Annotated in this window: 25 protein-coding genes and 2 pseudogenes; 13 read left to right on the top strand and 14 right to left on the bottom strand. The window is 68.6% G+C overall.

The annotated features are described in order from the left end of the window. Nucleotides 1-159: 159 nt before the first annotated feature. Both AAHG03_RS02820 and AAHG03_RS02815 read left to right on the top strand, forming a co-directional pair. Nucleotides 160-543 carry a response regulator gene (locus AAHG03_RS02820; RefSeq protein ID WP_056243882.1) on the top strand — a complete coding sequence of 128 codons (384 nt, stop codon included), beginning with the start codon at nt 160-162 and terminating at the stop codon, nt 541-543. A gap of 107 nt (nt 544-650) precedes the next feature. Then, nucleotides 651-1187 carry a chemotaxis protein gene (locus AAHG03_RS02815; protein WP_412759712.1) on the top strand — a complete coding sequence of 179 codons (537 nt, stop codon included), beginning with the start codon at nt 651-653 and terminating at the stop codon, nt 1185-1187. A 116-nt stretch (nt 1188-1303) separates the two neighbouring features. On the opposite strand, the gene AAHG03_RS02810 is transcribed toward AAHG03_RS02815, so the two are convergent. Continuing rightward, a complete protein-coding gene (locus tag AAHG03_RS02810) occupies nt 1304-2179 on the bottom strand; it encodes a hypothetical protein (RefSeq protein WP_342148613.1) in 876 nt (291 codons plus the stop codon). Between the two features lie 437 nt (nt 2180-2616). Between AAHG03_RS02810 and AAHG03_RS02805 the strand changes: the two genes are divergently transcribed. Further along, entirely contained in the window at nt 2617-2832 is a 216-nt protein-coding gene (locus AAHG03_RS02805; RefSeq protein ID WP_342148612.1) for a hypothetical protein, read from the top strand. A gap of 4 nt (nt 2833-2836) precedes the next feature. Here AAHG03_RS02805 and AAHG03_RS02800 read toward each other — a convergent pair whose 3' ends face one another. Both AAHG03_RS02800 and AAHG03_RS02795 read right to left on the bottom strand, forming a co-directional pair. After that, entirely contained in the window at nt 2837-3667 is an 831-nt protein-coding gene (locus AAHG03_RS02800; RefSeq protein ID WP_342148610.1) for a hypothetical protein, read from the bottom strand. A 487-nt stretch (nt 3668-4154) separates the two neighbouring features. Next, nucleotides 4155-5072: an EthD domain-containing protein gene (locus AAHG03_RS02795; protein ID WP_342148609.1), complete on the bottom strand. Its 918-nt coding sequence runs from the start codon at nt 5070-5072 to the stop codon at nt 4155-4157. A 431-nt stretch (nt 5073-5503) separates the two neighbouring features. Between AAHG03_RS02795 and msrA the strand changes: the two genes are divergently transcribed. After that, on the top strand, nt 5504-6022 hold the full coding sequence (gene msrA / locus AAHG03_RS02790; RefSeq protein ID WP_253387935.1) for a peptide-methionine (S)-S-oxide reductase MsrA: 519 nt from the start codon (nt 5504-5506) through the stop codon (nt 6020-6022). A gap of 54 nt (nt 6023-6076) precedes the next feature. Here the strand turns inward: msrA and AAHG03_RS02785 are convergent, their stop codons facing one another. Then, a complete protein-coding gene (locus AAHG03_RS02785; protein ID WP_012452266.1) occupies nt 6077-6286 on the bottom strand; it encodes a hypothetical protein in 210 nt (69 codons plus the stop codon). A 270-nt stretch (nt 6287-6556) separates the two neighbouring features. Here AAHG03_RS02785 and dps point away from each other — a divergent pair, with 270 nt between their 5' ends. Further along, entirely contained in the window at nt 6557-7093 is a 537-nt protein-coding gene (gene dps, locus AAHG03_RS02780) for a DNA starvation/stationary phase protection protein Dps (protein WP_253387936.1), read from the top strand. Between the two features lie 145 nt (nt 7094-7238). On the opposite strand, the gene budC is transcribed toward dps, so the two are convergent. The 3 genes from budC to AAHG03_RS02765 are packed head-to-tail and all read right to left on the bottom strand — an operon-like array spanning nt 7239 to nt 9752. After that, nucleotides 7239-8003, bottom strand: coding sequence for a meso-2,3-butanediol dehydrogenase (gene budC / locus AAHG03_RS02775; RefSeq protein WP_342148605.1), 765 nt, complete (start codon nt 8001-8003; stop codon nt 7239-7241). A gap of 58 nt (nt 8004-8061) precedes the next feature. Continuing rightward, a complete protein-coding gene (locus AAHG03_RS02770; protein ID WP_253387938.1) occupies nt 8062-8631 on the bottom strand; it encodes a type 1 glutamine amidotransferase domain-containing protein in 570 nt (189 codons plus the stop codon). 38 nt (nt 8632-8669) lie between these two features. Then, nucleotides 8670-9752, bottom strand: a complete 1083-nt coding sequence (locus tag AAHG03_RS02765; RefSeq protein ID WP_342148602.1) for a catalase family protein — start codon at nt 9750-9752, stop codon at nt 8670-8672. A gap of 232 nt (nt 9753-9984) precedes the next feature. On the opposite strand from AAHG03_RS02765, the gene AAHG03_RS02760 reads away from it, so the two are divergent. The 3 genes from AAHG03_RS02760 to AAHG03_RS02750 are packed head-to-tail and all read left to right on the top strand — an operon-like array spanning nt 9985 to nt 11834. Next, nucleotides 9985-11097: a catalase family protein gene (locus tag AAHG03_RS02760; RefSeq protein WP_253387940.1), complete on the top strand. Its 1113-nt coding sequence runs from the start codon at nt 9985-9987 to the stop codon at nt 11095-11097. A gap of 11 nt (nt 11098-11108) precedes the next feature. Beyond that, a complete protein-coding gene (locus AAHG03_RS02755) occupies nt 11109-11405 on the top strand; it encodes a hypothetical protein (RefSeq protein WP_253387941.1) in 297 nt (98 codons plus the stop codon). Nucleotides 11406-11417: 12 nt separating this feature from the next. Beyond that, nucleotides 11418-11834 carry an ester cyclase gene (locus AAHG03_RS02750; RefSeq protein WP_342148601.1) on the top strand — a complete coding sequence of 139 codons (417 nt, stop codon included), beginning with the start codon at nt 11418-11420 and terminating at the stop codon, nt 11832-11834. Here the strand turns inward: AAHG03_RS02750 and AAHG03_RS02745 are convergent. Continuing rightward, nucleotides 11824-12135, bottom strand: a pseudogene (locus AAHG03_RS02745) (LysR family transcriptional regulator); the annotation flags it as partial. The gene AAHG03_RS02750 and the pseudogene AAHG03_RS02745 sit on opposite strands and share 11 nt — an antisense overlap. Before the next feature lie 106 nt (nt 12136-12241). Here AAHG03_RS02745 and AAHG03_RS02740 point away from each other — a divergent pair. Next, nucleotides 12242-12964, top strand: coding sequence for an SDR family oxidoreductase (locus AAHG03_RS02740; RefSeq protein ID WP_342148600.1), 723 nt, complete (start codon nt 12242-12244; stop codon nt 12962-12964). 81 nt (nt 12965-13045) lie between these two features. On the opposite strand, the gene AAHG03_RS02735 is transcribed toward AAHG03_RS02740, so the two are convergent. Genes AAHG03_RS02735 through paoA form a run of 4 tightly spaced genes read right to left on the bottom strand, consistent with a single transcriptional unit; the run spans nt 13046 to nt 17558 of the window. Then, on the bottom strand, nt 13046-13765 hold the full coding sequence (locus AAHG03_RS02735; RefSeq protein WP_342148597.1) for a RibD family protein: 720 nt from the start codon (nt 13763-13765) through the stop codon (nt 13046-13048). A gap of 23 nt (nt 13766-13788) precedes the next feature. Continuing rightward, nucleotides 13789-16008 carry an aldehyde oxidoreductase molybdenum-binding subunit PaoC gene (gene paoC / locus AAHG03_RS02730; RefSeq protein WP_342148595.1) on the bottom strand — a complete coding sequence of 740 codons (2220 nt, stop codon included), beginning with the start codon at nt 16006-16008 and terminating at the stop codon, nt 13789-13791. Between the two features lie 3 nt (nt 16009-16011). Further along, nucleotides 16012-16962: an FAD binding domain-containing protein gene (locus tag AAHG03_RS02725; protein WP_342148593.1), complete on the bottom strand. Its 951-nt coding sequence runs from the start codon at nt 16960-16962 to the stop codon at nt 16012-16014. Further along, nucleotides 16959-17558, bottom strand: coding sequence for an aldehyde dehydrogenase iron-sulfur subunit PaoA (paoA, locus tag AAHG03_RS02720; protein ID WP_236962116.1), 600 nt, complete (start codon nt 17556-17558; stop codon nt 16959-16961). The genes AAHG03_RS02725 and paoA overlap by 4 nt, the downstream gene beginning before the upstream one ends. Nucleotides 17559-17776: 218 nt before the next feature. On the opposite strand from paoA, the pseudogene AAHG03_RS02715 reads away from it, so the two are divergent. Beyond that, nucleotides 17777-18087, top strand: a pseudogene (locus tag AAHG03_RS02715) (LysR substrate-binding domain-containing protein); the annotation flags it as partial. 5 nt (nt 18088-18092) lie between these two features. Here AAHG03_RS02715 and AAHG03_RS02710 read toward each other — a convergent pair. After that, the gene (locus AAHG03_RS02710; RefSeq protein WP_342148592.1) at nt 18093-19382 is read right to left on the bottom strand and encodes a flavin monoamine oxidase family protein; all 1290 of its coding nucleotides are present in this window, start codon (nt 19380-19382) and stop codon (nt 18093-18095) included. A gap of 230 nt (nt 19383-19612) precedes the next feature. Here AAHG03_RS02710 and AAHG03_RS02705 point away from each other — a divergent pair, with 230 nt between their 5' ends. Beyond that, complete coding sequence (locus tag AAHG03_RS02705; RefSeq protein WP_342148590.1) at nt 19613-20167, top strand: metallophosphoesterase; 555 nt, start codon at nt 19613-19615, stop codon at nt 20165-20167. 361 nt (nt 20168-20528) lie between these two features. Here the strand turns inward: AAHG03_RS02705 and AAHG03_RS02700 are convergent, their stop codons facing one another. Continuing rightward, nucleotides 20529-21668, bottom strand: a complete 1140-nt coding sequence (locus tag AAHG03_RS02700) for a DNA-binding protein (protein WP_342148588.1) — start codon at nt 21666-21668, stop codon at nt 20529-20531. Nucleotides 21669-21874: 206 nt separating this feature from the next. Between AAHG03_RS02700 and AAHG03_RS02695 the strand changes: the two genes are divergently transcribed. Together AAHG03_RS02695 and AAHG03_RS02690 are read left to right on the top strand one after the other, a co-directional pair. Then, on the top strand, nt 21875-23197 hold the full coding sequence (locus AAHG03_RS02695; protein ID WP_342148586.1) for a DUF4365 domain-containing protein: 1323 nt from the start codon (nt 21875-21877) through the stop codon (nt 23195-23197). Between the two features lie 22 nt (nt 23198-23219). Then, complete coding sequence (locus tag AAHG03_RS02690; protein WP_342148585.1) at nt 23220-23978, top strand: argonaute/piwi family protein; 759 nt, start codon at nt 23220-23222, stop codon at nt 23976-23978. Nucleotides 23979-24036 lie beyond the last annotated feature (58 nt).

Below are 24036 nucleotides of genomic sequence, written 5' to 3'. Positions count from 1 at the left end.
GGGGCGAACGTCCAGGGCCGGGCGGTTAAACCTTTCGCAATCCGCGGCTGTCTATTGTCACGAGGACGGGGGGCTCTTCCGCACTCGCGCTCGGGCCGCGCCGCCGTCGCCCGAATGAGCCGCCAGCACCGACATCAGGGACAACGGAGCACGATTCACATGGCCCTCGACCTCAGCATGCCGATCCTGGTGGTCGACGACTACCAGACCATGGTGCGCATCATCCGCAACCTCCTGAAGCAGCTCGGCTTCGAGGACGTGGATGAGGCCTCCGACGGCACCGCCGCGCTCGCCCGGCTCAAGGGCCGCAAGTACGGCCTCGTCATCTCCGACTGGAACATGGAGCCGATGACGGGCTACGAGCTGCTGCGCCACGTCCGCGCCGACGAAGGCCTGCGCACGACGCCGTTCATCATGGTCACGGCGGAGTCGAAGACCGAGAACGTCATCGCCGCCAAGAAGGCCGGCGTGAACAACTACATCGTCAAGCCGTTCAACGCGGCGACGCTGAAGACGAAGATCGAGGCGGTCTGCGGCGCCTGACGGCTGCCGGCCCGCGCCCGCCGCGCTCCGTCGCGGCGGGCCGGGCGCCGCCTTCGCCGGTCCATTCCACGCCGTCCCCCGACCGAGGGACGCTCGAGAGTACAGCCATGGGATCGATGGCCTTCCCGCGCGATGCCCGGACGCCGTCCGGCACGCCATCGGCGATGATCCAGGAACTCCTCGACATCGCGGATTACATCGCCAAGCTGCGCGACGCGATCGCGCTGCTGCGGGCGAACGAACTCACCCGCGACCGCCTGCCGATGGTCCACGAGGAACTCGGCGAGGTCGTCGCCGCGACCGCCAGCGCCACCAATACGATCATGGGCAGCGCCGAGGCGATCCTCGCCCTGCCCGACGGGCCCGGCTACCGCGCGGCGGTCGAGGCCAGGATCTTCGACGTGTTCGAGGCCTGCGCCTTTCAGGACATCACCGGCCAGCGCATCGCCAAGGTCGCCGAGGCGATGAGTCTGCTCGAAGGCCGGCTCGCCCGCTTCAGCGTGGCGGTGAAGGCCCGCGACGCGGGCGGCGTGGACGAGTCCGAGGCCGACCGGCGCAAGCGCAACGAGACGCTGCTGCTCAACGGCCCGCAGAAGGGCGGCCCGGCGACGCCGCAGGACGCCATCGACGCCCTGTTCGATTAAGTCCAGGTTTCGAAAGGACAAGTCCTTTCGCGGGTCCAGGGCAGAGCCCTGGTTTGGAAGGGAGACCGGGGCTCCGCCCCGGTAACCCGCCAAAGGGCTCGCCCTTTGGGAACCCGTTACGGCTTCGGTGCGGCTTCAGCGGATTTCTCGGGCTCGCCCTGCTTCTCCATCGCGGCGGCGAAGGCTTCCGGCGACAGGTCGATGAAGCGGTTCATCATGGCCTGGAAGTCCGGCTCCTTGTCGGCGGGCGGGCAGCTGAAGCCCTTCTTGTACAGCTGTTCGCGGATATTGGCATCGAACGGGGCCATCTCCGGCTGGAGCGCGGCCATGCGGGTCTCCACGCCGCTGCGCTGGCGACCGGTCGAGGCGACGTCGCATTCCTTGAGCACCCGCTGCAGCGCGATGCCGACCGCGTAGCTCGCGATCCGGGCCTCGGACGGCATGGCCGGGGCCGGGCTGGCGATGGCGGCGCCAATCGCCGCCTGCGGCGCGGACTTCGCCGGGGCGGCATCGCAGCGGCGCAGGGCCTCGTAGCCGGCGGCGAAGTTCGGGATGCGGAAATCGGCATTGCCGTTGTCGAAGCGCAGGATCACGGTCCTGGCCGCGAGCAGGTCGGGGACCAGGGTGTCGGGGAACTGTGCCCGCAGGGTCTTGCCGTCGCCGATCCACGTGGTCTTGATCTTGATCGGCTTCTTGTCGAGGAACAGCGGCACCTTCACCGCCTCCTCCTTGTCGAAGTCCCAACCCTGATAGGCCAGCACGAGGTTGGCCTTGCTGCCGTCCAGGCCGAAGACGACCGCGTTGGTGGCGTTGTTGTCGTCCTTGTCCTCGTAGGTGTGGGTCATGATGCAGGGGTTGGCGCTGGTGTCGCCGACCGTGCGCTCGACCTCCCAGCCCTTCGCGATCTCGAACGGCTCGCGCTGCGCCGCTGCGGCGAGCGTCGGCAGGAACGCGACGGACAGGGCCGTCGCCAGGAAGGGGAAGGGGCGCACCTGTGCTCTCCGAAACGGGGGCCCGCGCGCGGCTGCGGGACGCAGGAGGCTCGGCACCGCGAGCTTAGCGGTAAACCGGACCGGTGACCAATACGGCGATGGCGCGGTTTCGCGAAAATTCAACCGCTTTCGTCGGCGGTGTTTCGCTTAGGGCGGCGGACGGCTGCAATTCGACGGTTTCTTCTTGCGAAACCTTTACAGCCATCGCCGAGACTCGCAAAGCGAACGGGCGAGGCCGCCGTCGCCACGGCTCAGGGGCACTATTGGCGCCCCGGCGTGACAATTCGCACTGCACCCAGCTCTTCCGCGGCGCAAATATGAATTTGCGGTAAAAATGTGAACGGGCCGCGGAACTTGTTCCCGCTGCCCCCGTTATTCACGCACAGTCGAGCTTTTGCTCGGCGGCCGCATGCCCTGACCCAGGGCGGGAGCCGGTCATGCCCATCTTCGATGCGAAGAATCTGCCCCAGCACGACGAGGATCTGAATCGCCTCGCGATGATCCTGCACCCTACGCCCGCTGCCCGCGAGCAGGCGCGTGAGCGGGGCCGGACGCGGCTGGAGCGAGCGACCATGCTGGCCGAACTGGCGCCCGCGCTGCCGGGTACGACGCTCGCCGCCCTGACCCTGCGGGACGCCGTCCCGGCCGTCTGATCCCTCACCAAGCCTGCGGGGTGATCAGACCCTGACGCGTGACCACGACCCAGTTGCGGCCCCGGCGCTCGATCGCCTCGACGCGGCCGACCCCCGGCACCGCATCGCCCGCGCCGACCTCCACCAAGCGACGACGGCGGTCTTCCAGGATGGCGACGCCGTCGTAGACATCGCGCACCGCCCAACCCTCGACGGTCTCGGGCTTGGTGCGGTCCGGCAGGCTGCCGGTCTGGACCGGCTCCGGCTTGGCGTCAGACCGGATTTCCGGCTTCGTTTCGATCCGGGCTTCCGGCTTCGGCAGGGCGGGGGTTGCGGCCTGCAGCTTCTTCTCGACCGTCAGGGTCAGCCCGGCGAGGCGTGCGCCCTGCTCGCGCTCGGCCTGGGCGAAGGTGTCCGCCAGCGTCGCGAGGCGCTTGTCGAGGCCCTGTTCCAGGCGACCTATGCTGCCGCCGAGCGCCTTGGTCTCGGTGCGGGTCGCCTCGCTGGCCTCGCGCAGGGCGGAGGCCGTGCGGGTGAGCCGCTCCACCTCCTGCGACAGCCGCAGCGTCTCGGCGCGGCCGGCCTCGATCCCGGCGCGCAGCTGCACCAGCGCCTCGCCGGATCGCTCCCGCGGCGGCTCGGCGAGCCCCAGGCCGATGCAGACGCCGCCGACGAGCGCGGCGCAGGACGCCACGGCGAGCCGCGTGGTGGCCTTGCTGAGCCGGAACGGCCGACGCGTCGGCGCAACGCTCACGGCCTCGGCCGGCCTCGCCGCCGCGGCGCCGACCGCCTGCTTCAGCATCTCTTCCGGCGAAGCCTTGGGGGCCGCCTTCTCCGCTCCGACCGACTCCGCCATGACCCGGTTTTCCCCGATGGATGACCACCGCGCAGGGTCCGGCCGGGCTCGACGAGCCGCGCGACCACCCCACGCGAGGCGCCGGCCCGCCCTCGCCGGCGCGCTTCACGAGCGGGGCCGCGACCGGGTCCGATGTCCTAAGACGATGTTAGGCATGTCTGTTTACCGAAAGGTTACCATCCGGGCGGCGTCAGGGGATGACGGCGGCGCCCGGACGCGATATCGCTCCGGTTGCGTGGGCCTGTAGCTCAATGGTTAGAGCCGACCGCTCATAACGGTCCGTCCAAACCTTCGATCCCCTGGGCGGGACTTAGCTTTTTTCCGGTAGGGCACGGGAAACGGCACGGGAAACCGCCGGTTTCCCGGCCGACCGGGAGCCAATTGGGTCCAGATCCAAGATACGACTGCGTTGCCCCACTACGCCGGTCTGTGCGTGCCGGAGCCGGTGCTGTCGCGCATCATGGACCATGCCAGCGACGGCTGAGCGTCAAGGCATCTTGCCGGTCAGGAGAAGGTGCCGCACGTCGTCGCCAACTTGGTTGACGGCACCGATCTGCTCGATGAGTTGGGCCGGACGACTTCCGCGCAGGCCCGCAAGCGTCAGCCGCCCGTCGCGGACGTAGGTGTACACGCCGCTGATCGCGAAGGCCGAGGTGTGGGCGACATGCTCGGCCAGTCCCGAACTCACTGTCTCGAAGGCGTCGGACGCATAGAAGGTCCGCCGCTCCAGGGGCGAGGCGAACGCGAGCTCCAGGACCGCCACCAGACGCCGCTCATCGGGTACCGCGTGATCCACGTTCGGGGCGGGCGGGGCCGGCTCGGCGTTGTCGTAGGGCTTGGGCAGGTGAAGCCGGACCTTCAGGACGACGGGCTCGGCTGCTAGCGAACGCGCCAGCGCGGTAATGCGCTCGCCGAACGCCGCCGCATCACGGTGCGCGGCGCCGAAGTGGACCTCGATCCTGTCGAGGCCGTCGTCGCCGTTCGGCGACGGCTCCCCCACCCGGTCCAACAGGGTCGTGGACCCATGCGGCAACGCATAGGCCACTGTGGCGGCGAACATGTTCTGCTCATCGGCGAACAGGATCGGGTAGGCCTCGTCGAAGGCCGCCTGGTCCGCGGCAGTCCGGAACCCGATCTCGACGCCCCCGTCCAACTCGTAATCTGGGAACGGTGGGATGCCCTCGACCACCGGCCACAGGTGTGCGTCCTGCTCCCGGTCGAAATGCCTCTGGACGTACCACCCGAGCCCGGGAATGCGCGCACACAAAGGGCCGTGCACGTCGCGCCAGTAGGTCGCGAACAACTCGTGCGGCACGCGGGGGCGCCTCAACACGGTCGTGTAGGTGTTGATCGCGATGGCCGCGTCGCGTTCGGAATAGTCGACGGCCGCGGTCAGCTTGGTCATGTTCGATCCTCGAAAAGGGTTGAGGTCTCTTAAGCCCGGCGAGGCGCCCCTGTCCCGACCGCAGCCCGGGCCACGTCGTTTCTCCGCTACTTCCGGGCAAGGTCTGCGAGACGCTCGGCGCACGGGAGGGTGCCTGCGCGATGCGAGATGGGTACGTGAGGACGATATGGCCGCCGGACCAACCATTCGATCTCAACGGCAGCAGTTGGCCTTCAAGCGGCCATTCCAGTGTCTTCGGTCGGAGGTCCGCTCATGGCGCGAAGTCTCGTTCGGCGCACGGATGCTGAACAGCGGCCTTCCACCCTAAGCCAACCTTGGAGGCCCGCGACGCTGGTCCATCATACCACAGTGCGAATGGATACGGGGCCGCAGGGCAAAACGGCGCCGCTGACCCCATCTGACGGGAAACCGACGGCTTACGGAGAAGCGATATGGGTAGCGAGAGGGCGGTGCTGGCGGGCGGCTGCTTCTGGGGCATGCAGGACCTGATCCGTCGCCAGGAAGGTGTGCTGGCGACCCGTGTCGGCTACACGGGGGGCGACGTGCCCGATGCGACCTACCGGAACCACGGGACACATGCCGAGGGCATCGAGATCGTCTTCGATCCGGCCAGGACGAGTTACCGGCGCATCCTGGAGTTCTTCTTCCAGATCCACGACCCCACCACCCCGAACCGGCAGGGCAACGACCGGGGCCTCAGCTACCGGTCGGCAATCTTCTACGTCGACGACGACCAGCGTCGGGTCGCGGAGGCCACCATCGCCGACATCGACGCATCCGGTCTGTGGCCGGGAAAGGTGGTTACCGAGGTGGCGCCGGCAGGACCCTTCTGGGAGGCCGAGCCGGAGCACCAAGACTATCTTGAGCGTCGGCCGGACGGCTATACCTGCCACTTCGTTCGCCCGAACTGGGTTCTGCCGGCCCGGGTGCCTGCGACACAGGACACTTGAGCCCGACCAACAAGATTGGTCAGCGAACGGCCGATGTCTTTCCGGATCTCGCGCCTACCGGAGAGTGGGCGTCTCGCCGGGCTTTAGATGACGGTCCCCGCCATCCGGGCCGCCGGGCGAGACGTGGTCGTTCAGGCGGTCCAGGTGCTCGAACACGTGTTCGAAGGCTGCGGTGACGGCTTGCTCGAACGAGCCGTCGCCTCTGCCCTGGGCCGCCCTAAGGGCATCGAGCAGCCCGCGGTGCTTGTCGGTGTCGGTGGACATGGCGTTCCTTTTTGCCCGGGCCTGTCCCGGGGTCGAGGGGAAGCCGCGGCCGCCGACGGCGGTTCCAGGTATCGCGATTCTGAAGGGATGCACGCTCGACGTTTCCGTTCCACCTCTCCGGAGAACTGCTGTATCCGCCACAACGACCCCACGATGGACCGGTGCGACCCTGGACCCTCGGGGGACACGTAACTTTGAAGGCAAGGCTTCGGCTTCGGGGAACCTCTTCAACGCTCCACTATTGCTGCCACGGCACAGTGGAGCAAAAGCATGGCAATGAGCAGCACCCCGCGTACTCACCAGACCCGCAACAACACCAATTCCAATGCCAAGAGAGTGTCCATCGAGGCCCTGAACGCACGGCTGGCCGACGGCATCGATCTCGCCCTGGCAATCAAGCAGGCTCACTGGAACCTCAAGGGACCGCAGTTCATTGGCATCCACCTGATGCTGGACGGTTTCCGCGCCGAGATCAGCAGCCTCAACGACAAGGTGGCCGAGCGGGCCGTGCAGCTGGGCGGCACGGCACTGGGAACGGCGCAGGTCGTGGCGGGATCGACCAAGCTGCCCGCCTACCCGACTGGCATCTACGCTATAGCCGACCACATCGCCGCGCTGATCGATAGCTACGCCGCCTACGCCAACGCGGTGCGCGAGAACATCGACGAGACGGACGAAGCGGGCGACCCTGACACGGCGGACCTGTTCACCGAGGTGTCCCGTGCCGTCGACAAGCAACTCTGGTTCCTTGAAGCCCACGTCCAAGAGCCGACGGGCCAGATGCGCGACGGCGACGCTCGCAAATGAGGAACACCTGCCCCTCCGTTTTCGACCCAACGGAGGGGCAGTCAGGAGCGAGGAAGCTCCATCGTCGTTTCGGCCAAGTCTGCTTGGCCGACGCTCGGTTCACCGACGGCGATAGGGCGCGCTGCCGACCGGCTTGGCCTCCCACCTAGCTAAGCTTCGGCTGCCCGTTGGAGGCCGAGAGGCCGCCGTCCACCGGCAGGTTCACTCCGGTGACGAAGCGCGCGTCCTCGCTCGCTAGGAAGGCGATGACCCCGCTGATATCGTCTGGCTGGGCGCCCCGTCCCATCGGGATGCGTTCGTCGAACTTGGCCACGAGCTCGGGCTGATCCTGCATGCCGGCGGTGAACGGCGTGTAGACCAGCGTCGGGTTGACCGCGTTCACCCGGACCCCGTGGGCCGCCTCGTCCATCGCCACAGCGCGGGTGAAGTTCGTCACCGCACCCTTGGCGGCGCAGTAGAAGCTGTGGTTCCAGTCGCCGCCGAGCCCGGACACGGACGAGACGTTGACGATGCACCCGCGGCTCTCGCGCAGGTGCGGCAGGGCGAACCGCGTCATGTAGAAGACGCCGTACAGGTCGGTCTCGATGATCGTCGAGAAGTCCCCGATGTCGCCTTCGTCGACACGACCGAGGTGGTCCTTTCCGGCATTGTTGACGAGGACGTCGAGGCGGCCGAAGCGCTCGATTGCGGCCGCGACGACCTCCCGGCACCGGTCGGCGTTCGAGAGGTCGGCGACCCGGGCGAGCGTCCTGTCCGCCCCGATCCCGGCCGCGACCAGGTCAAGGCCTTCACCGTTCATGTCGGCGAGCACGAGGCTCGCCCCCTCCTCGCCGAAGCGGCGTGCGGCGGCCTCGCCGATGCCGGACGCGGCACCCGTGACCAGGACGACCTTGTTCGAGAAACGTGACATCGCGATTCCTGAATTTGGACGCCGGGCAACCCGCCCGACGCCATGATGAAGGGCGGTCTCAGGCGCTGCGGGCTTGGTCCGGATGGCGCCCCTCGGCGAACTCCTCGACGATCTTGGCGCAGAAGGCCGGCAGGTCCTTCGGGTTGCGACTGGTGACGAGGCCCTTGTCGACCACCACCTCCGCGTCGACCCATTCCCCGCCCGCGTTGCGGATGTCGGTCTTCACGGTCGGGAATGAGGTGAGTTTGCGTCCCTTCACAACGTCGGCCTCGACCAGGGTCCAGGGCCCGTGGCATATGACGCCGACCGGCTTGGCCTGCTCGAAGAAGTCCCGCACGAACTTGACCACGGCTTCGCTGCCGCGGAGCTTGTCGGCCCCGACGCTGCCGCCGGGGATGATGAGACCGTCGAAGTCCGAGGCGGACACGCCGTCGATGGCCTTGTCGACCGGGTACTTCCCGGCGGGGTCGAGGTCGTTGTTGACCGTCTCGGCCTCGCCGGCCTCAAGCCCGACCACCGTGACCGTCGCCCCGGCCGCGAGCAGCGCCTCGCGGGGCTTTGTGAACTCGGGCTCTTCCGTCCCACGGGGGGCGATCAGGATGGCGATGGTCTTGCCCTGAAGGGTCATGGGTCATTCCTCTCAGCGGGATGTGGGAAGGGGTAAGCTCAGGCCGGGATGCTCTCGGGCGAGGCGGTGTTCTCGGCGGTCACGCCGTTCTTCCGATGGCGGAAGTCGCTCAGCGCCCGGTAGACCTGGAGCCGTGCCCGCATGATCGACCCGAGGGGGCGGTGCGCCGAGAGGCTATGCGCGGGGCGGAAGGTCATCACCTCGTCGAAGTAGCGAACCCGCTCGGGGGAATAGGCGTCCTGCCGGGGCAGGCGGACCGTCGCCACCGTGCGGTACGGGCTGATCGAGACCGGCCAGTCGACCGAGGAATCCTCAATGGGCTGGCGCTCGGCATCGGCCCAGAGCTGCGCCTTGAGCTCGAACACCACGTCGTCGTCCCGAAAGAACGCGACCGTGGCATGCCGGAAGCCGTCCTCGTCCCCGTGCGGGTCGAGGCGCCATTCGGCGAGGTCCCGCTGCGCCTGCGTCGCGGGCACCGCTCCGAGCTTGGCGACATAGTCGCCGAACCGCATCGGGGCCTGGCTGAAGTAACTGTCGGCGAGCGGATGGCTGTAGGGATGGCCGAAGAAGTCGGCCATGGCGCTCTCCGTGCCGAAGGCATGCAACACCCGGTTGAGGTTGCGCGCGGTGGCGGCGACCGCACTCTTCACGCCCTCGGGCAACCCGGTCGCCTTGCCGATCACGGTTCCGTCGCGCAGGAACCCGGCCGCGGTCCCGGACGGGAAGGTCGTGCCGGTGGCGAGCACGAAGTCCTGGGTGTCGACATCGTGCCCGGGAAGCTTCTCGCCGGGCACGCCGAACACCTTGATCGACATGCCCCGGTGGGTGGACACTCGGTCGCCGAGGGTCTCGCCGGGACCCTGGGCGAAACGTACAGCCACCTTGTGCGTACCCGGGGTCGCGAACAGGCCCTGGGCCAGTTCCGGCGGCAGGCCGGCGGCAACCGTCAACTCGCCCGTGACGCAGGCCGAGCTCTTGGCGTGGCTAGCGCGCACGGCATGGTGCTCGCGCTTCTCCACCGTCTGCGACTGCTGGGTCATACCCTGGATGATGCCGTCGATGGTCTGCTGCTCGTTCGGGGCGGGCTGCTCGACGTCGGGCGCGAAACGCAGGTAGGTCATGCTCGTCTTTCACTTTCCGCCTCGCCCCCCGGCCAGGGGCAGAGGGGCTGCCGAGCTTCATCGAATGCACGCCTCTCAAAAGCGGCACCGTTCAAGGCATGAGGCCACACGGTCGGGAATGCGGGTCCAGGCGGACCGTCGCCCTGACAAACGCTAGCCGGCTCGGACGTTCCCAACGGGTCGTTCACGGGCAATTGAGCGGCGCGCAATCCGGAACGCCGATCCGTCGGGCATGTTCTGTCCCGAGATGAACGACGAAGGACGCGAGACCTTGCAAGCACCTATCCGCTACAGCGCCGACGTCGAGGTCGTGAGGCCCGACGAGGCCCGGACCATCGAGCAGCTCAACGCGACCTTCGACACAATCCTGGAGACCGTCGCGAACGATTCCGGCCACGCCGTCCGCTCGGTCCACGCCAAGTCGCACGGCATCCTGGAGGGGACGCTGACAATCGACGCAGGGTTGCCGCCTGAGCTCGCGCAAGGGCTGTTTGCGACGCCGGGCGAGCACAAGGTCTACCTGCGCATGTCGACCAACGCGGGCGACATCCTGCCGGACGCGGTCTCGCTTCCCCGCGGCCTGGCCCTCAAGGTCCTGGACGTCGCCGGAGAGCGCCTGCCAGACGCGGAAGGGACGACGCAGGATTTCGTCATGGTCAACGGCCCGGTCTTCCAGGCACCGAACGCCGAGAAGTTCCTCGGCAGCCTCAAGCTGCTGGCCAAGACCACCGACCGGATCGAGGGCGTGAAGGTCGCCGCCTCCACCGTGCTGCGGGGGGTCAACAAGGCGCTGACAGCGGTCGGTATCGAGAGCCCGACCCTGGGCTCGCTCGGCGGCGCGCCGAACGTCGACCCGCTCGGGGAGACCTACTACAGCGTCACCCCGTTCCGGTACGGCGACCACATCGCCAAGTTCTCGGTCGCTCCCGTCGCCCCGGCGCTCACGGCCTTGACCAGGACCGAGATCGACGCCTCTGGACGCCCGGATGCCATCCGCGAGACCGTGCGGTCGGAGATGGCCAGCATCGAGGGTGTCTGGGAGTTCCGGGTGCAGCTCTGCCGCGACCTCGAACGACAGCCGGTCGAGGATCCCACGGTGCAGTGGGACGAGAAGGAGGCGCCGTTCCAGCGCGTCGCCACCATTATCGTCCGGCCGCAGGACAGTTGGGACGCCGAGCGCGTCGATGCCGTGAACGAGCGCATGCGCTTCGCGGTCTGGACCGGTCTCGCCGCGCACCGGCCGCTCGGCAACATCAACCGTGCCCGCAACGCACCCTACAGGCACTCGGCCGAGTTCCGGCAGCGCTTCAACGGCTGCCCGATCCACGAGCCGGCCGGTAGCTGACGGAGACGGTGATGCGAAGCCCCGGGACGCTCGCCGCTGTGGCGGCGCTCACCATGACTTGCATAGACACGGTTTGGGCGGAGGAGCCGGCTCGGACGCCGCTGACGCCGTTTAACGTCACCATCCGGGTCTTCGACCCCACGAAGGGCATCGAGGGCGGTCGGGACTACGTGCTGCCGGTCGACAGTCCCGACGCCGAGCATGCCATCGCCTCGACGACCGCGAACGCGGCATCCTTCACGAGGAAGACGGAGGGCGGGAAGCCACTGCCCGTCGCCTTCACGTGCATCAAGGTCGAGCCGCGCTGAGGGATGTGAGCCATGTCGATGGAAGCGAACAAGGACTTGGTCCGCGCCTACTTCACGGCATTCCGCGACGGGGACGCGGTGTGGTGGCAGCGTTTCATCGCCCCGGACTTCGTGCGCCACGACCCTGGCCTTGCCTTCGAGGTCAGGGGCCCGGCGGGGGTCGCCCGGCTCGGCGAGGTGCTGCACGGGGCCTTCTCGGACATCGAGATGCACATTGCCGAGGTCATCGCGGAGGGTGACCGGGTGCTGGCGCGATTGCGCTTCACCGGGCGGCACACGGGCGAGTTCGAGGGGACCCCGGCTACCGGTACCACGGTCGACATCGCGGTCATGGACTACTTCCGCATCGCGGATGGGCGGCTTGTCGAGCACTGGGCGCTCATGGACAACCTATCGATGCTAAAACAGATCGGCGCAGTGGCCCCCTGAGGGCACACACGCCGGCCGGTTCCGAGCGCGCCGCCACGGCGGCCTGCTCGATCTCCTCGGCCTCGCGCAGGAGGCGCAGCGCCCGCTCATGCAGGTCGCGGCCCTTCGGCGTCAGGGTCAGCGAGCGCGTGGTCCGGGTGAACAGGCTCAGGCCCAGCCGCCCTTCCAGCCGCTGCACGCTCTTGCTGACCGCGGACAGCGATATGCCCAGCGAGCGGGCAGCGGCCGTGTAGCTACCGAGCGAGGCCGAGCGCGAGAAGGCGATGATGCCGGTGAGCCGGTCGAGGCCGATCTGTTCCATGATGGCAGGAGTGAACCGACAACAAGCCCGATTATCAAGCTCGAAGCGCTGCCCCATCCTTCTTCCGACAGGCGCCATCGGGGCGCCGTCGGGAAGGATCATCGTCATGAACAGCACTCTTCAGGACCGCACCGTCGTCATCTTCGGCGGCACCTCCGGCATCGGCCTCCCGGCCGCCCAACAGGCCAAGGCGGAGGGCGCCGAGGTCATCGTGGTCGGCTTCAACGCCGAGGGCGCCGAGCGCGTGGCCGCCGAGAACGGCTTTGCCGGTTGGCGCGCCGCCGACGTGACCCGCCCCGAGACCATCGCGGCGGCGCTCGCCGACGTCCCCCGAGTCGACCACCTCGTCCTGCTCGCCGGCACCTTCGTGGCCGGCAAGGTGCTGGAGGCCGAGGTCGATTACCTGAAGCGCGCCTTCGACGAGCGGATCTGGGCGGCGGTTCACACCCTGCGCGCGCTCGGCGACCGGCTGGCCCGGGACGGCTCCGTCACCTTCATCTCCGGTGCCCTGGCGGATCGCCCAAGCGCCCAGGGCACCGCGATCCTCGCCGCCGCCTCGGCCGCGATGGAGGCGTTCGCGCGCGGCCTCGCCCTCGAACTGGCGCCGGTGAGGGTCAATACGCTCTCGCCAGGCACCACCGACACCCCGCTCCTGACCCGCACGCTCGGCGCCCACCGCGACGCCTACGTCGCCGCGCTCACCGAGAAGCTGCCGCAGCGCCGCCTCGGCACGGCGGAGGAGGCGGGCGCCGCTGTCGTCTTCCTGATGGGCAACGGCTTCATGAACGGCGAGACGTTGCACATCGACGGCGGCGCCCGTCTCGTTTGAGCGCCGTCACCCGCCACGGCCTGCCTGTCACCGCGAACCCTACCCACCGCAGTCACGGTGGGACGGTTTCCTCGCTCGGTGTCAGCTCCCCGGTGCCTCTTCGATCCGGTATCGAAGCCAGACCATGCCGCCCTCAAGCGTCTCGGTGTGGAAGTGGCGGAGCGCCTGCCCAGCCCCTGGGCGCTCGTCGGGCCCGCCCTGGTACTCGAAGATCGTCTGCACGCCCGCGAGGCCATCCACGGCAGGCTGGATGAGCACGCTGATCTCGTCGATGAGCCCCGCCTTTAGGAAAGCGCCGTTAATGCCGGCGCCCCCCTCCAGCAGCAAGGTCTCCACGCCGAACACCTCGCCCAGCGCGTCCATGGCCCTGGCGAGGTCCCGTCCGTCCGGGCCGGCGAACACGTAGGACACGCCGTCCTCCCGCAACTCCGCTAGGTAGGCGTTGGACACCCCTTCCGAGAGGATGGCCACGGCGTGGTCGCCATGCAGGTGGTCCTGCCCGTAATGGACCTTGCCGTGCGGGTCGATGGCGACAGCGAGGTCGCGGTCCCGGCGCTCGCCTACGAACGGCTCGCGCGACGAGACCCCAGGGCCAGTCACCGTCCGCGCCTTCCCCTTCGAGATCTCCTGCATGGTCACGCGCCCGCACATCCAGCCCTGGGCGCCGAGCTTGGGCGAGACCTCGTCGTAGTGCTTGCGGAGCCGTGCGGCGTCGACGCCGGCGGCCGGCCCGGTGAACCGGCTCGGATGCAGCTTGCCGTCGATGGACGTCACCATGTGGCAGATGATCCTCGGACGCATCGTGCGGCCTCCTTCGTCTCGCCTCATGCCGCCTCCGGCATGCGGTCGAGGAGCTTGTCCAGGGTGATCGGGTAGTCGCGCACCCGGATGCCGGTAGCGTTGTAGACCGCGTTCGCCACCGCTGCGCCGACCCCGCAGATGCCCAGCTCGCCGACGCCCTTGGCCTTCATCGGCGAGGACATCGGATCGACCTCGTCGAGGAAGATCACCTCCTGATGCGGGATGTCGGCATGGACCGGTACCTCGTAGCCGGCGAGATCGTGGTTGGCGAAGAACCCGCGCTTGGTGTCGACCGCGAGTTCCTCCATCAGCGCCGCGCCGGTGCCCATGGTCATCCCGCCAATGACTTGGCTGCGGGCCGACTTCGGGTTGAGGATGCGCCCGGCCGCACAGACCGCCAGCATCCGCCGGACCCGGGTCTCGCCGGTGTAGGCGTCGACGCCGACCTCGACGAAATGCGCACCGAAGGTCGATTGCTGCTGCTTCTTGGAGATGTCGCCGAACTCGATGGTGTCCTCGGCCGAGACCTCGCCACCGCTCGCCGCTTGGCCCAGCGGCACGGCGCGATTGCCGGCCCGCACCTGCCCGTCGGCGAACACGGCGTCGGCCGAGTTGATGCCGAGGCGCTGCGCCACGGCCTCCCGCAGCTTCACGCAGGCCGCGTAGACGCCGGCCGTCGAGGAGTTGCCGCCGAACTGCCCGCCCGAGCCCGAGGAGACCGGGAAGGAGGAGTCGCCCAGGCGGACGACGACCTTGTCGAGCGGCACACCCATCATCTCGGCCGCGGTCTGGGCGATGATGGTGTAGCTGCCGGTGCCGATGTCGGTCATGTCGGTCTCGACCGTGACCGTGCCGTCGGCGGCCAGCCGCACCCGGGCGCCGGACTTCATCACCATGTTGTTGCGGAACGCCGCCGCCATGCCGTGCCCGACGAGCCATTGCCCGTCGCGCACCTGCCCTGGCTTCGCGTTGCGCTTGGCCCAGCCGAACTTCTCGGCCCCGAGCTTCAGGCAACCGACCAGATCACGGTGAGAGAACGGGCGCTGCGGGTCCTGTGGGTCGACCTGGGTGTCGTTGCGGATGCGGAACTCGACCGGGTCAATCCCGAGCTTCTCCGCCATCTCGTCCATGGCGACCTCCAGGACCATCAGGCCCGGAGCCTCGCCCGGCGCGCGCATGGCGTTGCCCTCGGGCAGGTCGAGATGGGCGAGCTTCATGGCGGTGAGGCGGTTGGCGCCGGCGTAGAGCAGCTTGGTCTGGCTCACCGCCGTCTCGGGATCGCCGTCGGGCAGGTTGCCCGAGGTGCTCTCGTGGGCGATGGCCGTGATGGTCCCGTCCTTCGTGGCGCCGATGCGCACCCGCTGGATCGTGGCCGGCCGGTGCGTGGTGTTGTTCATGACGAGCGGACGGGTCAGTGCCACCTTCACGGGGCGCCCCGCCGCCTTCGCCCCGAGCGCCGCCATGACCGCGTCGGCGCGCACGAACAGCTTCCCGCCGAACCCGCCGCCGACGTAGGGGGAATCGAGGCGGACGTTCTCCTTCGGCACGCCGAGGATCTTGGCGAGGCTGCTATGACCCCAGGCGATCATCTGGTTCGAGGTCCAGAGGGTGACCTTGTCGCCCTCCCACGCCGCGATGGTCGCGTGCGGCTCCATCATCGCGTGGCTCTCGTCGGCGGTGGAGTAAGTCTCGTCGAACCGGACAGGCGCCTGCGCGAAGGCCCCCTCGAAGTCGCCGACCCGCTCCTCTCCGTTGCCGCCGCTGCCCTCGCCGCTGTCGCCCGGCACGGGCTTGGCGCCCTTCGCTTCGGCCGCCAAATCGAATTTACCCGCCGTGGGGGCGTAGTCGACCTTCACGAGGAAGGCGGCGGCCCGGGCCTGCTCGAATGTCTCGGCCACCACGACCGCGATGGCCTGGTGGTAGTGCTGCACCTCGTCGCCGCCGAACAGGTAGGCAGCGTTCATCATGCCCCGCTCCATGCGGGGATGCTCAAGGGTCGTCACGATGGCGAGCACGCCGGGCGCCCTCTTTGCCGCCGCGGTGTCGATGCGGCGCACGCGCCCCTTGGCGATGCCGGCGCCGAGGACGTAGCCGTAGGCCTGGTTCGCCGCCACGTCGTGGCGCTCGTAGGCGTAGGGCGCCGTGCCGGTGGTCTTGTACTTGCCGTCGATGCGGTCGGTCGGCTTGCCCACGACCTTGAGTTGGTCGATGGGGTTCTGGCCGGCGGGGGTATCGAACTTCATGGCTCAGGCCCTCGCTTGGTTGAGCGCCGCCGCAAGCGTGCGCTCGGCGAGCTTCAATTTGTAGGCATTGTCCTCGGTCGGTTTGGCGCCGGCGAAAACCTTGTCGGTCACCACCTTGGCGCCTCGCGGCAGGTCGGCTTCCGCAGCCTCGACCCGCCAGGGCTTGTGAGCGACGCCGCCGAAGGCGACGTGGCCGCCGCCGTCCTTGCCGAGGATGGCCGCCACCGAGACCAGGGCGTAGGCGTAGGAGGCCCGGTCACGGACCTTGCGGTAGATGTGCGTGCCGGCGACCGGCTTCGGCAGCGTCACCGCCGTGATGAGCTCGTCGGGCTTCAGGGTCGTGTCGACCTCGGGCCTGTCACCGGGAAGGCGATGGAAATCGGCGATGGCGATCTTCCGCTCGGCCCCCTTGGCGTCGACGGTCTCGACGGTTGCGTTGAGGACCCGCATGGCCACCGCCATGTCGCCCGGATGCGTCGCGATGCAGGCCTCGCTCGATCCGATGACGGCGAGCGACCGGCTCACCCCGTCGAGCGCCGAGCAGCCGCTGCCGGGCTGGCGTTTGTTGCAGGGCTGCGCCGTGTCGTAGAAGTACGGGCAGCGGGTCCGCTGCAGCAGGTTGCCGGCGGTGGTCGCCTTGTTGCGGAGCTGGCCCGAGGCCCCCGCGAGCAGAGCCCGGCTGAGGACGCCGTAATCCTTGCGCACCCGCGCGTCGGCGGCGAGGTCGGTGTTGCGCACCAGCGCCCCGATGCGCAGGCCGCCCTCCGGCGTCGCCTCAACCTTGTCCAGGTTCAGGCCGTTCACGTCGACGAGGTGCGTCGGCGTTTCGATCTGCAGCTTCATCAGGTCGAGTAGGTTGGTGCCGCCGGCGATGAACTTGGCGTTCGGCGTGCGCGCGACCGCGGCGGCCGCCTCGGCCGGGCTCGACGGGCGCTCGTAGGTGAAGGACTTCATGCGGGCCTCCCGGCGACCTCGGTCATCGCCTCGACGATGTTGGAGTAGGCGCCGCAGCGGCAGATGTTGCCGCTCATGCGCTCGCGGATCTCGGCCTCGGTGACCTGCGTCGGCGCGGTGAGGTCGGCGGTGACGTGGCTCGGGATACCAGCCTTGATCTCGGCGAGTACCGCCACGCCGGAGCAGATCTGGCCCGGCGTGCAGTAGCCGCACTGGTAGCCGTCGTGCTTCACGAAGGCTGCCTGCATCGGGTGCAGGTTCTCGGGCTGCCCCAGGCCCTCGATGGTGGTGATCTCGCTGCCCTGGTGCATCACGGCGAGCGTCAGGCAGGCGTTGATGCGCCGCCCGTCGACGATCATGGTGCAGGCGCCGCATTGGCCGTGGTCGCAGCCCTTCTTGGAGCCGGTCAGGTGCAGGTGCTCCCGCGCGGCGTCGAGCAGGCTGGTGCGGGTATCGAGCTCAAGCTCCCGGCGCTGCCCGTTCACGGTGAGCGATACCTTCGCCATCACGGGCTTGTCGGTGCCGCCGAGGGCCGCGTCGGTGCGGGCGCCGGCTGGCGTGGCGGCCAGGGCCGCCGCGGCGGATGCTCCGACCATCAGGTCTCTCCGATTCAATGAGATGTCTCCGGGACGACCCATCGCGGCCTCCGAGCTTGCGGGGGATGACCGACCGAAGGCCGTGCATCGTTCAGGGGATGCCCGGGCAACCCCTACAGCTTGGATAGGCTCCAAGGTACGGCGCTTGGCCGCAACGATTAGGCCCCTGTTTGCACATAGGCTCATGAGCCAGGCTTATGGATCCTCGCGCCTTCGTGCTGCGCCTGCCGACGCATGGCGGCCACTACGCCTGGGAGTTCGAGAAGGACGGGCGAGAGTTGAGGGTCTGGGTCGAGGGACAGTTGGTGTGCAACACCGAGCCGCTACTCCTCCAGGCCGCGTTGGACGGGTTCGGGATCGCCTACCTGTTCGAGGACGGCGTGCGGGCGCACTTGGAAGCGGGGACCCTCGTCCGGGTGCTGGAGGATTGGTGCGACCCGTTCCCGGGCTATCACCTCTACTACCCGAGCCGGCGTGAGCCGGAGCCGCGCTGGCCGTGCTGGTCGACGCGCTGCGCTACCGCGGCTGAGGTCCCTACCCGGCCGCTCGCGTCGGCTCGGCGATGGCGACGCGCCGTCCCTGGCGGTCCCTGTCCCGCAGGGCCGCCAAAACCTCGTCGGCGGCCCGCTGCCCGCTGTCGTGCGCCCCGTGGGCGGTCGTGAAGTCGAAGGGATGCGTCGCCTCGCCCGCGAAGAACAGTCGGTCCTCGAACGGCCGGGCCAGCCGTGCCCTCGCGCTCGATTGCCCCGGCAGGGCGCAGCTATACGCGCCGCCGATGGACGACATCCGGCTCCAAGAAGTCGCCGCGAGCGGGCGGACCGCCGACGCCACGTCGCTGCCGAACAGGCCGGTCAACTCGGCCGACACGAACGCGAAGCCGGCGGCGGGGCCTTCCTCATCGAGGATGCGGGCCCCCTCGCCGCCGAGGAACGCCTCGATGACAGGCCAGCCGTTCGGTTGGATCGAGTAGGCGGCGGACCGCGCGTCGCGCAGGTTCCCGTAGGCGTGGGAGTCCGGCTCGAATGCGGACTTGCGCGTGATCTCAAGGAAGACCTTCTCGTTGCGCCCCAGCGGCAGGGCGGCCGCCGCCTCGCGCCAGGGTTCGGTCCCGGGAGGCAGGCGGATCGCGTTACCGGCCAGGACCGCGGTCGAGACCGTGAGGATGGCGGCCCGGGCGCGGACGGTGCCGGCGCGGGTGGTGACGGCGACGCCGTCCGCCGTCAGGTCGATCCGCTCGATGGGGGTCGCAAGGCGCAGCGCGGTCGAGGAGGGCAGGCTAGCGGCGACTAGGGTGCCGTAGCCGAGCGGCAGGTTCCAGTTCCTGCCCGTCGAGGCATCGTCGTAGGCCAGATAGTCGGTGGCGGAGATCCGCTCGGGCGCGACCCCGCTCATGAAGCCGGCGATGGCCCGGACGTAGGCGTTCCACTCGCCACCGGGGTCCAAGGCGTCGCTCGCCCGGTCACTTCCTCCGGCGACCGCCCGGAGCCGCTCCTCCCAGTCGCCGAACGCCTTTCGCGCCGCCTCCTCGTCGTTTTCGTCCCAAGCGATGCCGGGATGCGCCTTCGCCCACGGCGGGTCGCTCCGGTCGACCGGAAAGCCGGATGCCTCGGCGATGCCGACCCATACGTTGCGGTCGCCCGAGTGGAGCCACTCGCAGCCGAGGTCGAGTGGATACCCACCGAGGTCCTGCGTGAAGGCGCGGCCTCCGAGACGTGACGACGCCTCCAGCATCAAGGCCGATGCACCGTTGGCCGCGAGCCGTCGCGCCGCGCCGATGCCGGCGGCGCCTCCTCCTACGATGATGACGTCGAACGCGCTGGTCATGAGCCGAAGGTGAGGTCTGCCGACACGGCTTCCAAGGTTCGTGCGGCAGTGGCGCCGTGATCGGATTGGCCGTTGTGGATCCCGGCACGCGACGCTTGCTTGCCTGTCCCGGCCAGGTCACGGTCGCCGCCCTTACGGAGCCGACGCCATGATATCCGCCGACAAGCACCCGTCCGCCTGATCCCCGGAGTGCCGCCGTGTGCCGAGCCTCCGCTTTCCGCGAGGCTCGGATGTCACGCCATCTCTTCGTTTCCGACACCCATTTCGGCCACCGCGCGATCCTATCCCCTAGGATGCAGGCCTCCCGTCCGTTCGCTTCCATCGAGGAGCACGACGAAACGTTGATCGCGCGGTGGAACGAAGCCGTTCGGCCGGATGACACCGTCTGGCACCTCGGCGACTTCTGCTACCGCTGCGGCGAGGACTACGCCCGCTCGGTTTTCGACCGTTTGCGAGGACGCCAGCGCTTCCTCGTTCGGGGCAACCACGACAGGATTGGCGCGCGACTACCTTGGGACGGGATCTTCGACGTCGCTCGGGTAGCGGCGCCTGATCCCGCGTCCGGCGCGACCGTCGGGCTGTTCCTGTTCCACTACGCTTGCCGCGTCTGGGACCGGATGCACCGTGGCGACTTGCACCTCTACGGCCACAGCCATGGCAACCTGCCCGGCACGGCGGCCAGCACCGACGTCGGCGTCGATTGCTTCGGCTTCCGGCCCGTCACCCTCGACGAGATCCGCATCCGGCTCGCAGAGAACGCCGCCCGCGACGGGGGCACGCCGTGACCGACAGGCTCTGGGTCTTCAGCGACCTGCACCAGGACTGCCCCGAGAACGCCTGAGATCCCTGCGCCCGCGCGCCGTCCGGCTGCTTCGTCGGTCGTAGCAACTACGGGCGTCGAGCCTAGTCCTGGGCGTCCCGGGCCGCTTACATCCTCATCAACGCCAGCGCCGTCGTCGGCGTCCCGAGGCCGTAACGCATAAGGGGGCACGTTACCCGCTACGCGTCCTCGACGGAGTCGAGCTGCTACCGTCCGGGGCTTCTTGCTTCCGTCGGGTTCCCCTAGGCCCGCGGCAACCCCGGCCATCGCCCTGGGTCCTCGCTTAGGTCGATGGCCGCCCAGGCGCGGGGGGCACGCCGCCACCGTCAGGCGGAACGCTGTCCGGGCATGGGCGCGTAAACGGAAGTCGGGCTTTCCCCGTCCCAGGGACCGTCGCCAACGACGGCCTCGAAGAGCTTGTCCCGCACCTCCACGAACGGCCTGCCGTCGCCGATGCGCTGACGCAGCTTCTTCCGAAGCAGGCGGGGCGAGATCTCCTGAAAGGCGCGCGTCGCTCGGACCAGATCCCGGTCGAGCCCGGAAAGGATGTCCTCGCTGCCCAAGGCCCCCTTCTCGACCAAGAGGTCGTGCACCTGCCGCAGGAACTGAACCCAGAAGGCCCGGCTGCCCATCGCCGCCGCCTGTTCCTCGGGGCTTCCCTCAAGCCCGGCCACCTCGGCCTCTTCCCCCTGGGCCTCGACCACACCGAACCGATGGTCGACCAGCGTCAATCCCTCGCAGTCCCTGGACATCTGCACAAGGCGGTAGCGAAGCCACGCCTCGGTCAGCGGGAAACCCACTCGCTCGCCCTCTGCCTTCAGGGAAGTCGGGAGCGCCTTGAGCAATGGATGGACCGCCAGGGGCCCGCGTCGGACCAGCGTGGCCTTGACCGCCTCCCGCACCCGGTTCCAGTAGTCCTCCGCCTCCTGAGCCAACTTGAGGCCGTACAACGTGTCGACGAACACACCCATTTGCGTCCGCGGTCCGACCGGGGGGTCTGCAAGTCCGGGCGCCGCCGGCATCCCGGTCACCGAAGCTCGGACGCCACCCGAACGGTCGAGCTCGGACTGTAGGCGCGCGACCCTCTCCTCAAGGGCGTCGACCCGGTCCGCAGCCTCGGCGACGATCCGGTCGCACTCCTCGCGACGGCGCTCCACGTCGGCGAAATCCGCCAGCCTCTCCCTGGTCGCCTCGATGCGCGCCTGCTCAAGCAACTCCTTGCCGAGCGTCGTCAGCCGCGACTGGAGCGCTTCCGGCAAATCAGCGCGCTCGATGACCGGGTGGTAGTTCGCGTCCTTCCGCCAGTGGCCGAGTTCCCTCGCGATGTCGCCGAAAGAGCCCCGTCCGACCTCCTTGCGGACCGAACGGACCGAGACCCGTTCCTTGACGCCGCCCGGTGACGCATCCCGGGCCCGTATCCGGTCTGCCGCGTCGCAAACCTCTTTCCTCGTGACCATCGCCGCCATCCCTGACCCCGGCAGGCATGATGACTTGGAGCCATGAAGAAACGGTCGCCGGTCGTCCGCCCAGGCCAGAACGCGTACGCCGAACGCTATGCATTACCTCTCGGGACAGAAAGGCCGGGATGCCCCGGCGGTGCGCCTCGCCGCCGGCGAACAAATCCGGTACGTTCGACCTGAACGTGTCTCGCGACCGCGAGGTGGGCCAGTCCTTGAAGAAGCTCACGAGGAACCAACTGCAGGGCGACGGCGGCGTCCATCGCTTCGCGGTACGCGTCGGCGACTCCGGCCTCGCCTTCCACCCGACCGGCGCCCTGGACGCGGGCATCGACGGCTTTATCGAATTGCGGGACCCCGAAACGGGCGAGGTCAAGGCGCAGTATATCGCGGCGCAGCTCAAGACGGTCCAGAAGCTCGCCGAGGATAACGGCGAGACGTTCTCCTTCAGGGTCGACGAGCGGGACCTTGAGTATTGGCTAAACGCCAACACGCCGGTCATCCTGGTCGTGGTGAACCCCGAGACCGAGCTCGTCTGCTGGAAGTCGATCCAGTCGTACTTCCAGGACCTCGACCGCAAGCGCTCCAGGAAGGTCGTGTTCGTCCGCCATGAGGACGAGCTCACGCCGCAGACAGTCGGCAAGCTGGTTGCCCTCGTCGCGGGCTTCGCACGGCCTGGTGTGGTCACGCCCGCCATGCGGGTCGACGAGGAGTTGGAGACGAACCTGCTCCGGGCGAGCTTCCCGCACCGGCTCAACATCGCCACCATTGAAGGGAACGCCTCGGAAGTGAGGGAGGCGCTCAAGCGCAGGATCGAACGGCCTCCCATCGACTGGATCGTGGATGGCGACCGGCTGGTGACCTTCCGCGACCTCGACGACCCTCTCTTCGAGGACGCGTGCGACCAGGGCAGCATCGACCTGATCGAGACCTTGGACTGGGCCGAGGCCGACGGGGAAGCCAGCAAGAGGCTGTTCGTACGCCTCCTCGGCCTTTGCCTGGGCGAGCGTGTCCGTGAACGCCTCGTATTCGACCGCGCCCGCAGATACTACTTCTTCAAGGGCAACCCCCAGCGAAGGGGCAGGCGCGACTTCACCTTCACCGACGCGCGCGGGGAGGGAAAGCGCACCGTCGTCTCCCAGCACGGGCTCAACAAGGGGAAGACCGCCGCCTCCTACCTCAGGCACGCCGCCTTCGTCCCCCGGTTCCTCGAACTCGACGGCGAGTGGCACCTTGCCGTCGAGCCGACCTACCACTTCACCCGCGACGGGTTCGAGGAAAGCGCCTACGCGTCGGACTACCTCAAAAAGATCAAAGAGATCGAGCGTAACTCCAACGTGCGGGGACACCTGCGCATGTGGCGCGCCCTCCTCACCGAACGCGGCGACATGCTGCGCTCCGAGTACCCGTTCCTCAGCTTCGAGGCGCTCGAACCGCTGACGCACCAGTACGGCGTCCCGGACGACCTCTGGTCGGACCGCGAGGACCCCGAGATGAGCAAGGCTCGGAAGGCAGGTCAGCGTGAACTCGACCTTTAGGCTCCAGCACGTCCACGAGCCCTTGCTGGAGTTCGGCGGCGGCGCACGCCACCCGGACGTACGCTTCGGCCTGATCGATCATGGCCCGGTCGACTTCTCCATACAGGCGACGCGGACCGTCCGCGTCGGGGTGGTCGGGTCCTCCGAGACCGTCGATGGGTTCCGGGAATGGTTCGCACGGTGCGAGGGCGAGATCCCCGCCAAGCCGAGCCGGCAGCCCAACCTCTTCCCCGCCTTTCCGGGCAGCGGCATCAACGGGCCCTTCCGCTGCTGGTTCGAGATCGACGGTCACCACCAGCGCGTCCTGCGGCCGGCCAGCCTCTCCAAGATCACCGGCGAGGAACGCGACGACCTCGCCATCCGGATGGCCGTCGAGCTCTTCGAGGAGGAGATCCGCGACCTGTCGGAGCTCGACCGTCCGCCCCAAGTCGTCGTCTGCGCCTTGCCGGTTGAGCTGATCGAACGGGTGAAGAACCTTCGGACGCCAGAGGAATCGGAGCGCTCCCCGACGGAGGAGGAAGCGTCGGAAGAGGGCGAGGACCAGGACGGCGAGGACGAGCCGAACGCCCGCCTCTACGAGGATTTCCGGGGAGCCCTTAAGGCCGCCACGCTGGCCTACAAGGTGCCGATCCAGATCGTCTGGCCGTCCACCTACGACGAGCGGGCGGTGATCCGGCGTAAGCTGGCGAAACTCTCGACGCGCAGGGTCCAGTGTCCGGCGTCAGCACTTTTGAGACAGATTGAGGGCCTTCACGAACGGAGGATGGCTGGTTCATCGTAGCCCCCAGGAGCGAAGATGAAGCAGCCATCCGGGCCGGCACGGAAGCCGGCAGAAGCCG

The sequence above is a fragment of the Methylorubrum subtropicum genome (assembly GCF_038442325.1).
GTDB lineage: Bacteria > Pseudomonadota > Alphaproteobacteria > Rhizobiales > Beijerinckiaceae > Methylobacterium > Methylobacterium subtropicum.
Note: the sequence above shows the minus strand (reverse complement) of the source record. Positions and strands in the feature narration are given on the sequence as shown.